The following is a 13,652-nucleotide window of genomic DNA, read 5'->3' as shown; positions in this document are numbered from 1 at the left end:
TATCTATCTAGGATGCTAATGGTGAGTGCAATGGATAGGTTTACTGCGATGCGAAGTTTCGTCGAGGTGGCAAATACTGCCAGTTTCACTAAGGCTGCGGATAATTTGAGCCTGAGCCGATTGCAGGTGTCTCGGCATGTACAAGATCTTGAGTCCTGGTTGAAGCAGAGATTGTTGCATCGCACCACAAGAAAGGTGAGTTTGACCCATGCTGGTGAAGCTGCAATCAAGCGTTGTGAGCGAATTTTAGATGAAACCGCAGCGTTAGAGGTCGAGGCGTTATCTCAGGCTGATAAGCTATCGGGAACGATTCGGATTGCCGCACCAATCGGGCTCTCACAAAACATGTTGATTGACCTGGTGGAAGATTTTACCGAGCGTCACCCATGGGTCAATATTGATATTCTGGCCTCGGATACTTACTCGCAATTAGTGGATGAGCGCATAGATATAGCCCTTAGATATACCGAGCAACCCGATGATAACCTTATTGCCCGTAAATTGTTTTCGATAGATTCTGTGTTGTGCGCGTCCGATGAGTACCTTAAACAGCATGGAGAGCCTGTATCACCCGCTGAGCTAACAAAGCACAACTGTTTAGTGCATCTTGGCATGTCTGAGTGGCGCTTTATTCGTGATAACCAACAAATTTCGGTGACGGTGAAAGGTAATATTCAAGGTAATGATGTGGGCTTGTTGCTTCGCTCAGCCAGTCGAGGAAAAGGCGTTGTCAGGTTACCCTGCGATCTGGCCAATCCTGCCATTGCAGCTAAACAGCTACGCCCTATACTTCTGGATTATCATACTTCAGCGAGCGCACTATGGGCCGTCTATCTGTCCCGCAGTTATCAGTTACCTTTGGTGAGACAGTTTATCGACTTTATCGCAGAGCAATGGCAAGAGGATATCAAACGCTTAGTGCCCGTGGATTAGCCCTATTCATTAATGTTTGTTGGTTAAGTGCTGACAACAAGCCCCTAAAAATGGGCTTGTTGTCATCATGATGAATTAATGCAGTGCAGAGGTGAAAGGGATGCTCTCACAAATCTTGGCTTCATCGATAAGCAGCTCTTCCAGGCGCGTGTCGACGACCTCTTTATCGAAATATTCATAGGCCAGTTCGACAAACATCTCTTTATGTTTCTCTTCCGATTTGGCGATGGCTTCATAGAAGTCTTTCTCTTTACCCGGCTCAAGCGCCTCGGCAACGAGAGAGAAACGTTCATAACCGCGGGCTTCGATAACGCCGGCGATAAGCATGCGGTCTAAAAACAGTTGATCGCTTGGGTGCCTGTGAAGCTTGCGAACTTGAGTGATGTACTCATCTTTCTGATCGCGGCCGAGTTCATTATCACGGCCATGAATAAGCTTTAATACCTGCTTGAAATGGATCAGCTCCTCGAGAGCTAGCTCTGTCATCGCACGTGCCAGTTTCTTATGCTGGGGATAATGAGACAACATAGACATGGCCATGCCAGAGGCTTTCTTTTCTGCCGAAGCATGATCTTGTAAAAAGGTATCGAAATCGGCTAATACCTTTTCGGTCCACGTAAACGGCGTGTGGTATTTCAAATCAAACATAAGTGCTCTCGGCGAGAAAAAACGGCATTTTACCTAAGTTAGGCCAAGTAGCAAAGCACTAACCTAGTGACTGTTTCATTAGAAGCTGCCTCATCGCTTAACGCTGTCGATTTTACCCTTCTCGGTCGCTTCTATTTTCAACGGGTGTTTTATCTTTTTCCAGGCAGTGACCTTACCGCCAATATTGATGTGTTCAAAATTCTGCGAGGGGTCGATATCTGTGATGCTTAAAAAGTGGGCTAGTCGTTGAAAGCTTCCAGCATCGGCGACATCTATCATCAGCAGATCTTGCTCACGGCCTTTAAAATAATCCAAAGCGCCTTGGAAATGGCGCCGATAACATTCAAGCAGAAAACTGTCTTTGGCAATATTATCTAAGGTCAGCGGAGTAAAAGTCTCGTTATAGCAACGTTTTAATACTGGGTTAAATCCACCATCGCTGCGCTGTAAATTGTTATGCATGCGTTCTAAAAGCTGACGAATAGAAGGCAGCCACTTATCAGACTCACGGGTAAGGTACACAAACTTAGCATCTGGATAGGTTTTATCGAGTTGCTGATAATCACAAAATACCGGAGTATCGGCGATGATCTGAGCCTCATCCATGGCCCTTTGGGTATAGGCCGTGTGCGCGGTCTTAAACCCTAAAGAAAGGGTGGCGACACAGGCGCTGGTGGTGGCCGTTCTTGGTAGGCCTATGATAAAAACTTTTTGCTCTGTCACTTGATTGGGCTCTTTTGGATTAACTTTGTATTTTAAAGTGGCGAGGATTAACCCGCGCGTAAACTTAGGATCCCAGTAAGTTCTATTGGCTCTGGATAGCGGCAAAACTCAACATCTTTTTTATCTATGGCATAGATAGACATTCTATCGGCTAGTTCGTTACCTTCGATGCCAATATGGGCCGCCACATGGGAGATCACCAGCTTTTCTTTAAGCTCTTCATACAGGGCATGTGATGCCTGAATGATCTCCAGGTTCTTAATGTCCCCGGCAGTCTTACGCTTCCAGCCTTTGGTTTTCCAGCCATAGGCCCAGTTAGTGATGCAATTGATTGAGTATTGGGAGTCACTACGGATATGCACTGACTTACCTGCTGCCAAGTTCTCTTTTGCAATTAATAGTGCTTGATGCAGTGCGTTGAGTTCGGCGGAATTATTGGTGCCATAGCTATTATATAAACCGTACCAAAGTTCAGATAATTCATTATTTTTATACACAGCAACGCCAGAGCCTGCTTTACCTGGGTTGGGCTCACAGCCACCATCGGTGTAGATAACCACATCATAGTCAGCGTTAGAGGCTGATGTTTTGCTTGTTGGTGCACTGTGACTCTTACTTGGGCTAGAGGTATTAGCTGGTTTAGCAGCATAGGTGCTCGATGCACCTTTTGAAAATGCGGCATCGGCTTCGGCTTTTGTTTTAAAGGATTTGTACTTAGCCTTAGGAAATTTATCGACCTGGCGCTTGGCTTCATCCCAAGTAGTAAAAATCCCTGTTTCACGTCCTACCCATACCACATAAAACTTTTTAGCCATTTGATACTCTATTTTTTTAATCAAAGAAGTTGTTGAACAGAAGAAAATATATTGTGGCAAATACTACGGTTACCCAGCGCAAAAGTCACCTAATCAGAGGCAAGAAGCCATAAGACTGAGATAGTTTGCGCAATCTTACTGCATTTTAATGGGCGAGTTCACTAGGCGCTAGATTGACTCAGATGAGAATAGCTGTGAAATTAAGCTCCTAAGCTTTTTATATTCAGTTAAAAAGCAGTCAACTAAAGGAGAAGCCATGATCACCACGCGAGCCGTGACCAAAAATGACATACAGCGTATATGGCAACTAAGGACCAGCGCAATCTTAGTGGGCTGCGCGAGCCACTATACCAAGTTTGAATGTGAAACTTGGGCCAGTTCATCTATGCCGGAAACCTTCACTGAGATCTTGTTATCTCTCGGCGGAATAGTTGCTATTGAAACGCTTGACTCATCAAACGGAGAACAAGGCGCTGAGTGTCTGGGTAAAAGTGTTAGTGGTACTCAGGCAGAGACTCAAGAGAGGGTTCTTGGGTTTGGCTTTGTCGATGCTGCCCAATGTCGATTAGAGGCTGTTTTTGTTGACGCGGAGGCCGTCGGTATGGGCATAGGTAAGTTACTCGCCGCCAAGCTTGAAGTGCAGGCTAAAAAAGCGGGCGTGAAGACTTTATCGTTATCCTCTTCATTAAATGCAGCTGGTTTTTATCAAAATTTAGGCTATATCGCCGGAGATGAGACTCAATGGCGACATCCTAGTGGTATCGACCTTATGTGTATTCCTATGACTAAATCATTATGACTCGGATTAGTTCATATCTCTTTAGGTTGCTGGCTGACTCACTGAATTATCTTTAACCTTAGGTAAACTCTTAAAATGTTACTATTCGTTCAGCTAGATTCACTTTGATTTTTCAGGAGTAAATAATATGACGAGTCGTCCCATTATCTGTGATTGCGATCCAGGCCATGATGATGCCATCTCCCTTATTCTTGCTTTCAGTACTAGAGCCTTGGATGTGTTGGCAGTGACCACGAGTGCCGGCAATCAGACACCAGATAAGACACTCAATAATGCGCTGCGCATACTGACTTTACTGGGGCAATATGAGGTGCCCGTGGCTGGTGGCGCGCTTAAACCTTTGGCGAGGGAGTTGATCATTGCCGACAATGTGCACGGCGAGTCAGGCCTAGATGGCCCTAAGTTACCTGATCCTGGTTTTGCTCCGGTTGAGCTCAATGCGGTGGAGTTAATGGCGCAGAAAATTCGCGCCACTAAGGTGCCGGTGATCCTCAATCCTACGGGCCCTTTGACCAATATCGCCTTGCTGTTAGCCAGCCACCCCGAATTGCACGCTAAGATAGACAGCATTGTCTTGATGGGGGGCGCTGCGGCTGCGGGTAACTGGACGCCGGCCGCCGAGTTTAATATTTTTGTCGACCCTGAAGCGGCCGATATGGTGTTTAAATCAGGTATTCCCATCGTCATGTGTGGGCTGGATGTGACTCACCAAGCTTATATCGTGGATCAAGATATAGAACGAATTCGCGCCATAGATAATCCGGTGGCTCAGTGCGTCGCGGGTCTATTGGATTTCTTCATGATCTATCATCAGGATCCTAAGTGGGGACTCAAGGGCGCACCTCTGCACGACCCTTGCACCATAGCCTGGCTGCTGAAACCTGAGCTGTTTACTGCCCAAGATGTGTGGGTCGGTATAGAGACTAAGGGAGAGTATACCCAAGGCATGACAGTGGTGGACAGATATCAGTTAACGGGCAATAAGCCTAATGCCAAGGTGCTGTTCGATGTGGATCGTGACGGTTTTGTGGAGCTTATCGTCGAATGCTTGCAGGCTTACAATAAATAGTCTTCACTCGGCTAACTTTTTAAATTAAGAGGTTTTGAGCGCATATTTTATCAGCAGATTATGCGCTCATTGGTGAATCTCTGTGAAACTTACTTTTCCATGCATTGGGAGAGCAGCTTGGCAAAAAAATCACTGCCTTTACGCTGGGTAAATTCGATATTTCGTTCGGGAATGGATTCCGGATCGTCATAGCTGGCTAGTGCTTGCTCCATGCTAGATTCTCGAATGATATGCAACAAGGGGTAGGGAGAGCGATTGGTATAGTTAGATGGCTCATCCATAGGCTCCCCATCGAAACAGTAATCCGGATGCATGCTGGCCAGTTGATAAACACCTTCATAGCCTTGCTCTATGAGTAGGTCATTGGCGACATCGACCAGATCCAGGTAAGGGTAGAAGCCTTCGAAACCACGGGGGACGATAAATAGTGTGGTCTCTAATTCTGGATTGTCATCTAACCGCTTACACTCTTTTATTAAGGCTTCGAGCACATTATGCATCTTGGACTCGTCTATGACCGAGTAGCGTATGCTGCCCCGTTCGACTTCCCGGCGAGCGAACGGACAGATGTTGTACTTCATTATTACCCGCTCTACCCAATTCTGAGTCTGTTGAGCGATGAGCTGAAGTTCTTTGTCTTGTTCGTGCTGTGACATGGGGCTTGCCTTAATCTGTTTTGATGATGCATCGATGGGCAAGGATAAGGAGGAAACTTGCCAGGTGCAAGCTTGCTTTTCATCTCCCTTTTAAAGGCACCATGCAGTTATGGCATGATCATAGGGATAATTGATGCCACGAGTAAGAGTGCCATGGAGATGTTGAACATTTTCTGTTGTCGTTCATTTTTGAGTAGACGTTTAAGGGCGACCCCAAAACCTAGCCAAGTGATGGCGCAAGGAAAGGCGGCGCCGAGGAAGACGGCTGCGATAGTTAATACTTGAGGGGTTAAGGACGTATCAAGATTGGTGAAGGTCGCTACAGCACCCACGGCCATGATCCAGCCTTTTGGATTGACCCATTGAAAGGCGGCCGCTTGTATAAAGCTCAATGGATTCGATGTCTCTTTCCCTTCCATTTTACTGCTGCTATTGGCGATTAGCCATGAGAGGTAGAGCAGGTAAGTTATCCCTATATATTTGATGACTAAGTGAATCACCGGATAGGTCTGGAATAGGGCGCTCATGCCTAAACCTATGGCGAGTACCATACAAGGGAAGCCGAGGCAGATGCCAATTAAATGCGGCAAGCTACGTTTTATACCAAAGTTGACCCCTGAGCTCATCAACATGACGTTGTTTGGGCCCGGGGTTATTCCGGACGAAAAGGCAAACAGAGCAATAGCTAAAATGAGTTCCATATATGACCTGTAGGGTAAACAGGGAAACTATATTAGCTAAATTGGTGAGACAGTGAAGCTAAACTTGCAACTGGGACTCATTTTCTTAATCTGGTTTATAGTGAAGCATCCTAAGCCCAGTATTTTAAGATTATTATTCTAGATAGGCCATGGGCAAATGTTTTCAATTTTGGTTACTTATGAGTCAGGTTAGGTTAACCTTTGCTAGGTTATTGTTGAGGCATTGAAAAATTGTTGAGTGCCTAGCGCTGATATCGAAAAGGAACCTCACTATCAAAAAACTAATTTGCTTATTTTTAATCACATTTTTGACGGCCTGCGTCACTGTTGACCACGTTGAAACTAGCCCAATGCGCACGACTATGGTGACAACGGGTGATCTCGGTTTCATTTCTGACAAAACTTCTCGTTTTGCCTGGCATCCTTCATTGGAAAATGTGGTTGCGGATGAGAGAATTGACAGTGAAGAAGTCGTTCGTCATATGCGAACTGCGATCACTCAAATGATGGAGTCTAAAGGTTATCGACTCGTGTCTATTGATGAGTCTCCAGATTTGCTGTTAGGTTTTGGTTTAGCACTCGAGTCCGATATGAGTGATGCCGAAATTTTGAAGAAAGCCGGTTTAGTGGCTGGCTTATCGACTACTGGTATCGACACCGAACAGTATGAGAAAGGTTCCGTGCTGGTGGCACTTTTCAAGCCTAATCAGTTACAGCCGGTTTGGCGGGTATTAGCCCAGGGCTTTACTGATTTTAAACAGTCTGGTGAACAGAGGCAGCAACGTTTTGATGAACTTATTTCTTTAATGTTGGGAAGCGTTCCTAACGTTTAATTTTAAAGATAGAAGTTTAGGAGAAGGATTTTGAAATTTTCAATGACACGAATCTTAGTATTAGCATTAGCGCTGATTTCGTTTCAAGGCTTAGCATCTGCAGAGTGGGTTAAAATTGCAGATAAGACAGTCGATTATAAGACTGAAACCGATACGGTTACTCCTCATTATAGTGAGAAAAGCGTCACTCATATCAAGCTAAAATGCACTCAAGGTTCGGTGAACCTGCATAAAGTCGTATTAAAAATGAGTGATGGTACCAGCAAGACCGTGGACAATTTAGGTATATTGACCAAAGGACTGTCGAGTCGCAGTATCAGTGTGCCTAAAGGTGATACTAAGCTCGAGTCTATCGATTTTACCTATGACAGCGTCGGTAGTCAGACCATGGCTGTTGCCGGACTCTCCAAGAAAGGTAAACTGGATATAATGGGCAAGAAACCTGCCGACAAAGACTAATACCAATCATAAGTTATCTCTGTTAGCGCAAAACAAGCCCGCAAGGGCTTGTTTCATATTGGGCAGACCAAATGCTTAGCTGGCATCAAGAAGACTGGGGTGTCTTAAAAAAACCTGCAATCGTTTTATCTCTTGTGAAGTAAAATGTTGCTTAAGATATGCTTCAATCTTTATCTCATCTTCCTCTGCATTTACATCCACATTCTCATAGTCTTTCTTTAATGTCTGCTGAAAATTTTGATAGTTTTTGACTCGGGCTTTCCATTGCTTTTCTGTGATTTTTACTTTCTCTACTCTGGCTGAAACTTCCGGTGTCATCTCCAGTGGTTGAACTTGATTGTTATTGAGTAATGCGACAATTTTATCGGCTTGGAGACTGGGGAGTAATGCTTGTTGCTCAGACGCATCTAACTGACTGATTTGATGGGCTAGCAATTGCTTTTTTTGCTCCGAGGTTAGAGAGGTATCTTGCCTGATAGCCACTCTGGCTATGGCTTGTCGGTCGTAAGCATTGTCTTGTGCGAAGAAGGCATTAATCTCCTCGTCATTGAAAAATCGATACTGGCTATCATGAGTTAGTTCAATAAAGTCATAGCTCTGGGAAATCTGCATATCTTCATCTATGCTGGGGCTGAGATTTTTTATCTCGACCAGAGCCAGTTGATAGTCACGATAACGCCAAAATAGGGCTAAAAGATAGGCTTGATCTGTCGAGTTTAACGCTAGACTTTGAGCTAGCTGAATGAGCCTAGGCTCTAGGGGGATTTGAGTCTGTTGATACTCTAGGATGATGTCATCAAAGGTCCATCTTAGCGCCAGCTCCAATATCAATGGATGCCTAATATCTTGAGGCGGCAGTGATGGTTTAACATCTCTTGAGTGTGATTTAAGTGATGGGGTTTCTTGCCCTGTTTTACTGGTTAATTTTGGTGACGAGCTTCGATGTTCTGCAGTGAAAGCTGGATACAGAACCAAGCCAAGGGTGAGTAAAATTAACGATATCAGCACAAATATACCTATGGGCTTAGTGAATCGTTGGCTTGGCTTAGTTCTGTTATTCATGATTAGAGTCCTAGCTGGGCTAAACGGCTTAAGTGCTGTCTGTATACTGTGACAGGGTTCGTTTCAAACCAGCTTACCAAGCCGAAAGTCTGATTCACCTCATCTAAGTGGTTCATTTTATAGTTATCTTTGATGACTAGACCTAAATGAGAGCTACAAGTTGAAACCAGACCGTCATTAGGTTCATCAAAAAGTAAACCTGTTAGGCTCAACGGATAATCACTGACATCTAATGCATGGGTGAACTGACTGGAACCGGACCAGGAGAAGTAATAAACACCGTTGTCGGCGAGTGCTGAACCTTGGCCGCAATACTGAGACGGAATACCTTCCGGATAGTTCTGATTAAATGCGACAGAGCCTGCGGTAGTGAGTGATTCCATTGCTGCTATGGTGTCCGCTGGCAGGCCACTATTACCGGAGATCCCCGCAATGATAGACGCTAAAGTATTAAAGCCTTGTTGAGCAAGCCATTCTATCGCCGAATCGGCTGGTACTGCACCGCGGACAAAGTCGGCGACATTGCTGCCCCAGTTAACGCCACCGATTGAGGTTACCGATGCCACCATTTCAGGACTGATACTGGCAACGTAACGTGTGGTTGGGCCGCCATGGCTGTGACCAATCAGGTTGACTTTATCAGCACCGGTTTGTGCAAGAACGGCTTGGACGTAGCTGCGTAATTGTTCACCCCGCACCTCACTGGAATTAGCTGGTGACACGCTCGCCACGAATACCTGAGCCCCTTGTTGCTGTAGTGCTTGAGGTATTCGATAGAAGTAATCTATCCCCCAGATATCATCAAAACCAAATAAGCCGTGAACCAGTACTATTGGATACTTAGTCGCCGATGTAGAGGTGCTGGCCGTAACATTGAATGAACTTGATAAGCTCAAGAGCAAGATTGTAAGAGTGTAGATCCATCTGTTCATATTATTCCCCAGGGTGTTGTTGACTGTCTTGTTACTTCGTCTTGTTGTTTAGTATTTTATTGTTAGCGGTCTGTATGAAAAGTGACCGCCTGTAATTATTGTTATCTCAATAATCTGATTGAATCAAGCTATGTTTTCTATTAAAAGTCAGGCTAGACAGGAGTTGTAGGCGTGTTTAAAACTAGCGGTTGAGGAGTAAACTGAGTAATAGCGTTAGATGTCGGACCTGTTTAAGACAGACCGTGCTTTAGCAAAGGCTAATGAAATAATTTTATTTCTTCAATATTAGGCTCTGGAAATATAGCTGGTAGCCGAGTTTTTGACTGATTGCGATAGGAAAATCAGGGTATTAAATTATGTTTGGTTTGAACGAGGATAATCATATTGTTAATGCAAAGAGGCAAACCATTGCTTGCCTCTTTTCAGTTATCGTGAGATTACGACTAAAATGTTGCCTTTACCCCAAGGTTCACAGAGGTGCCAAGACCCTTGGTGTTGTAGCCTGAAAATGTGTATGCCTGAGAGCGAGCCGAGTAATAATCCTCGTTCAGTAGATTTTCGACTCCCAGAGACAACTGCCAGTTGTCGATTTGATAGCTGCTGCTTAAGTTTACCAAGTTATAGCTGCTGACAGGTCCTTGTGTACCGACGTATTTAGCGTTTATGGGCTCGAAACGCTTACGGTCGCCAACATAGAGGTAATTGATGCCGATTCTGGCATCTTCAAGGGGTTGCCAGTTAAGGGTTGCTGTGAATTTAGGGGCTGAGATGGTCTTACCGTCGAGGTAAGTATCTTTATCGGTATTCTTACCTTCTATCCAGCTATAGCTGACGCTGGTACTTAAGTTGTCTTGTATTTGATAATTGAGTTGTCCTTCATAGCCCCAAATTTTTTGTGGCTCACGAACAGGCATATAAACGCCTGTCTCCTCAATGTATTCGCTACCCGTTCCTAACTCTGAATTACTCCGATATGCAGCGATTTCATAGCTAACGTCTGCAATTTGTCCCGAAATACCCACTTCGTAGTTGTCAACAATAGAGGCTTCTGTGCGGATTAACGAGATATCATCGACGGTTGCGGTGCGAAGTAACTGGCCTAGATCTGATATGTCGGATCCTTGAGAGAAGCTCATAAATGGGCTGAAATACTCATTCATATTATATCTGATCCCGACATTAAAGGTGGTGGTGTCATAATCAATATCACCGCCTTTTACATCCATGGGAACCGAGCAAGTATCTGGGGCGATACAGAGTTTCAGTGCCTGGTAGTCATCTACGCTGAGATCGACACTGTCTTGACGAATTCCGGCTTTCACTATCCAGTCATCATAGAGCACTATTTTAGTCTGTAAGTAGGCGGCTAAGTTAGTCATGTCCATCTCTGGCACCCAAATTCGGCCGTCATCGAGAGGCTGGGAGCTTACATCGTTGAGTGCATCAAGGCCATAGATGAAGCTGACTTCGACATCATCCCAATCGACTTGTGTATTGAAGTTTACCCGTAAGCCTTTCTTGTCCGATTTAATTAATGATTGGCCGCCGGCATAACCTTCACTTGGGTTAGAAAGAAGTGTGGAGTAGAAGAACATATTTTCGATAACTTGGGCATAGCCATCGACTGTCAGCTGAGTGTTAGAAAATAATGCTTCATCAACATATTTCAGCATCAAGTTATGATTACCACGTGGCCCCTGAGGTTCACCGAGCTTAGTTACACCCGATGTATCTTTGATGGCATAGGTCTTAACACCACTGTTGACGCTACCGACCACGTCCACATAATCGGCTTCCTGTTGAGCATCGTAATAGTTATAGGTCAGCTGCAGATACTTCTCTTCATCGAAGGCATAACCGAGCTTTGTGAATAGATTCTTAGATTTAGTCTCTGATAACCCGTATTTAAGACCGATAACATCACCTTCTGAGTCACGCTGTAAACCTGTTTCTTCGATTGCACCACTCAATACATAACTGAAATTATCGACTGTGCCGTCTATGGAGGCATCGAAACGGTAACCTGGAGTATCTTCGAATTTTACTGCACTGAACTTGCTCGATGCACCTAGCTGGATTCTGGCTTTGTCATCGCTACTGGCCTTCTTAGTGATGTAGTTAATGATGCCGCCTGATGCGCCATTACCATAAATAGAGGTCGCGCCCTTGATCACTTCGATACGCTCAATGGCTCCGGCATCGATGGAACGAATGCCTAATTGACCGTTTCGTAGTGGCGTCGACTGTGGCACACCATCAATCATGATCAATGCCTGTCGGCCGCGTAATGTTTGTCCTGAGTTACTTGAGGTTCCTGAACTTGGTGCCATTCCCGGTACACGGAACGCCAGTATGTTTTGCAGCTCTGAGCTAACGAGCATATCTTGCTTAAGCATCTTGTTGTCAATCAAGGTGACCGAAGATGGCACTTCATCAATGCGTTCGACACTGCGACTGCCTGTGATAATCATTCGCTCCATAGAATTATCTGAAGTGTTATGTTCGTCGGCGATAACTGAAAGTGAGGGAAGCGCGAGGCAAAGCAATGCACATCGTGTGGCGATGGCTGTTTTACTTAATGAAAATGACATGGATGATCCTGACAATGTAAATAATGTGGCGCAAATGGTATAGATTATCAATATCATTTGAAGCTTATTTACATAAGTTTCCCTACTGTTGTGATCTAATGCATAAACCTCTTCAGATGAAACCCTTGATAATACTTACTAATTTAGTATCTTTTTTGCGCTATTTTTGAAATGTAAACTTTGTTTTGTTGCTGCCTATGCACTCTGAGCTAATTGCTTTAAGGTAATGACACTATTTTATGTGCTTAATAATTGATGTGGTGAAATGAGAATAAGGGTAGAACAGCGGATCATTATTGATTTCTCAACTAACAAAATTTTAGATTGTCCAACTGGCTATGAGAAAGAGATAGGCACCAATGAAGCACTGTTACTTAAGCTATTCACCAGTCGACCAAACCAGTTATTGTCTAAGGAAGAAATCATCGCCTTTGTTTGGAAAGACAGGGGCATAATCGTCGAAGAGGGCAGCCTGCTACAAAGTATTTCTGCTTGCCGCAAGTTGCTCGATGATAAGTCAAATCAGCTGATTAAAACGGTTAGGGGTAAAGGCTATCAATTTGAAGGAGAGGTGAGTGCTGACTTACCTCATCCTATTAAGCATCATCAGAATGAAAGTTTGCCTGTTCCCGCCACTCACGAGCCTGCAGTGCCAGGTATGCCTTGGTTGAACCATGGGCTGTATTTTGTACTCCCTTATATCGGCGTTATTGTATTGGGCATGGTCTTCATGACATTCACATCATATCTACCTGGTAAAACCTATCAGGAATGTTATCTCGTGCTACCTGAGCAAGATATTGCACAGCGGTTAAGCTCACCTTTGATATATGAGTCTGGTAACACTCAATTATTGCTCAGCGAGCAAGGATCCTACGGATTTAAAAAGGGCGTAGAAGGAGTTAATTGCAGTGAATAAAGTCATGCTTATTATCTTAGGTTGCCTTAGTGGTGGGCTCACTCTGTTTTTTCTCGCACAAGACTCATTACCCAGTGGAAGTTTCGAGTCTAATACCCGGGTTTATTTAAATGAAAAGAATACACGTCTGTTAGTGCCTACTTTCGTTAAAATCGAATTTACAGATGATAGATATCATCTTTTCTTCTTGTTAGATGGCCGAACTGGCTTTAATTCAAACGGCACCGTCTCTTTGTCCGGTAACCACCTGAGATTTATTCAAGAAGAGCATGAGCGTATATTCCCGGAAAAAGCGGTGACGGTCACAGAGCAGGCTTTTATACGCAACGGTGCTTTCTCTGATAGTTTCGAGCTGCAAGCTATCGATGAAGACTCGTTTTTACTCAGTGGTGACTACTTGTCACTCTACTTTGAAAGCATAGATAACGATTAACTCTGCCATTTTATCAATCATTCTAGTCCTTGATAATGCTTGTTTAGCGTTATCAAGCTGATCTGTTCATTCATTTCTT

At 44.4% G+C, this 13,652-nt stretch carries 15 protein-coding genes; 7 read left to right on the top strand and 8 right to left on the bottom strand.

Annotation, left to right across the window (positions count from 1 at the left end; all coding sequences use genetic code 11):
• The first annotated feature begins 30 nt into the window (after positions 1-30).
• The gene (locus sps_RS09845) at positions 31-933 is read left to right on the top strand and encodes a LysR family transcriptional regulator (protein WP_077755627.1); all 903 of its coding nucleotides are present in this window, start codon (positions 31-33) and stop codon (positions 931-933) included.
• Positions 934-1,008: 75 nt separating this feature from the next.
• On the opposite strand, the gene sps_RS09840 is transcribed toward sps_RS09845, so the two are convergent.
• The 3 genes from sps_RS09840 to sps_RS09830 all read right to left on the bottom strand — a co-directional run bounded on the left by sps_RS09840 (position 1,009) and on the right by sps_RS09830 (position 3,119).
• Complete coding sequence (locus sps_RS09840; RefSeq protein WP_077752368.1) at positions 1,009-1,581, bottom strand: tRNA-(ms[2]io[6]A)-hydroxylase; 573 nt, start codon at positions 1,579-1,581, stop codon at positions 1,009-1,011.
• Between the two features lie 90 nt (positions 1,582-1,671).
• Positions 1,672-2,304 carry a sulfotransferase family protein gene (locus tag sps_RS09835; RefSeq protein ID WP_077752367.1) on the bottom strand — a complete coding sequence of 211 codons (633 nt, stop codon included), beginning with the start codon at positions 2,302-2,304 and terminating at the stop codon, positions 1,672-1,674.
• Positions 2,305-2,351: 47 nt separating this feature from the next.
• On the bottom strand, positions 2,352-3,119 hold the full coding sequence (locus sps_RS09830) for a ribonuclease H1 domain-containing protein (RefSeq protein ID WP_077752366.1): 768 nt from the start codon (positions 3,117-3,119) through the stop codon (positions 2,352-2,354).
• A 256-nt stretch (positions 3,120-3,375) separates the two neighbouring features.
• Here sps_RS09830 and sps_RS09825 point away from each other — a divergent pair, with 256 nt between their 5' ends.
• Together sps_RS09825 and rihA are read left to right on the top strand one after the other, a co-directional pair.
• The gene (locus sps_RS09825; RefSeq protein ID WP_077752365.1) at positions 3,376-3,918 is read left to right on the top strand and encodes a GNAT family N-acetyltransferase; all 543 of its coding nucleotides are present in this window, start codon (positions 3,376-3,378) and stop codon (positions 3,916-3,918) included.
• Positions 3,919-4,045: 127 nt separating this feature from the next.
• A complete protein-coding gene (rihA, locus tag sps_RS09820; protein WP_077752364.1) occupies positions 4,046-4,987 on the top strand; it encodes a pyrimidine-specific ribonucleoside hydrolase RihA in 942 nt (313 codons plus the stop codon).
• A gap of 89 nt (positions 4,988-5,076) precedes the next feature.
• Here the strand turns inward: rihA and sps_RS09815 are convergent, their stop codons facing one another.
• Together sps_RS09815 and sps_RS09810 are read right to left on the bottom strand one after the other, a co-directional pair.
• The gene (locus sps_RS09815) at positions 5,077-5,643 is read right to left on the bottom strand and encodes a DUF1415 domain-containing protein (RefSeq protein ID WP_077752363.1); all 567 of its coding nucleotides are present in this window, start codon (positions 5,641-5,643) and stop codon (positions 5,077-5,079) included.
• 107 nt (positions 5,644-5,750) lie between these two features.
• Positions 5,751-6,344, bottom strand: a complete 594-nt coding sequence (locus sps_RS09810; protein ID WP_077752362.1) for a LysE family translocator — start codon at positions 6,342-6,344, stop codon at positions 5,751-5,753.
• 350 nt (positions 6,345-6,694) lie between these two features.
• Here sps_RS09810 and sps_RS09805 point away from each other — a divergent pair, with 350 nt between their 5' ends.
• Together sps_RS09805 and sps_RS09800 are read left to right on the top strand one after the other, a co-directional pair.
• Positions 6,695-7,177, top strand: coding sequence for a DUF4136 domain-containing protein (locus sps_RS09805; protein WP_237158043.1), 483 nt, complete (start codon positions 6,695-6,697; stop codon positions 7,175-7,177).
• Positions 7,178-7,207: 30 nt separating this feature from the next.
• Positions 7,208-7,636, top strand: coding sequence for a hypothetical protein (locus tag sps_RS09800; RefSeq protein ID WP_077752360.1), 429 nt, complete (start codon positions 7,208-7,210; stop codon positions 7,634-7,636).
• Positions 7,637-7,711: 75 nt separating this feature from the next.
• Here the strand turns inward: sps_RS09800 and sps_RS09795 are convergent, their stop codons facing one another.
• The 3 genes from sps_RS09795 to sps_RS09785 all read right to left on the bottom strand — a co-directional run bounded on the left by sps_RS09795 (position 7,712) and on the right by sps_RS09785 (position 12,221).
• The gene (locus sps_RS09795) at positions 7,712-8,698 is read right to left on the bottom strand and encodes a lipase chaperone family protein (RefSeq protein ID WP_077752359.1); all 987 of its coding nucleotides are present in this window, start codon (positions 8,696-8,698) and stop codon (positions 7,712-7,714) included.
• Between the two features lie 2 nt (positions 8,699-8,700).
• The gene (locus tag sps_RS09790; RefSeq protein WP_077752358.1) at positions 8,701-9,630 is read right to left on the bottom strand and encodes an esterase/lipase family protein; all 930 of its coding nucleotides are present in this window, start codon (positions 9,628-9,630) and stop codon (positions 8,701-8,703) included.
• Positions 9,631-10,073: 443 nt separating this feature from the next.
• Entirely contained in the window at positions 10,074-12,221 is a 2,148-nt protein-coding gene (locus sps_RS09785; RefSeq protein ID WP_077752357.1) for a TonB-dependent receptor, read from the bottom strand.
• Positions 12,222-12,486: 265 nt separating this feature from the next.
• On the opposite strand from sps_RS09785, the gene sps_RS09780 reads away from it, so the two are divergent.
• Positions 12,487-13,140, top strand: coding sequence for a transcriptional regulator (locus tag sps_RS09780; RefSeq protein ID WP_077752356.1), 654 nt, complete (start codon positions 12,487-12,489; stop codon positions 13,138-13,140).
• The gene (locus tag sps_RS09775) at positions 13,133-13,573 is read left to right on the top strand and encodes a hypothetical protein (protein WP_077752355.1); all 441 of its coding nucleotides are present in this window, start codon (positions 13,133-13,135) and stop codon (positions 13,571-13,573) included. The genes sps_RS09780 and sps_RS09775 overlap by 8 nt, the downstream gene beginning before the upstream one ends.
• The last annotated feature ends 79 nt before the right edge of the window (positions 13,574-13,652 follow it).

Origin of the sequence: Shewanella psychrophila, from assembly GCF_002005305.1 — a bacterium.
Classification (GTDB): Bacteria; Pseudomonadota; Gammaproteobacteria; order Enterobacterales; family Shewanellaceae; genus Shewanella; species Shewanella psychrophila.
Note: the sequence above shows the minus strand (reverse complement) of the source record. Positions and strands in the feature narration are given on the sequence as shown.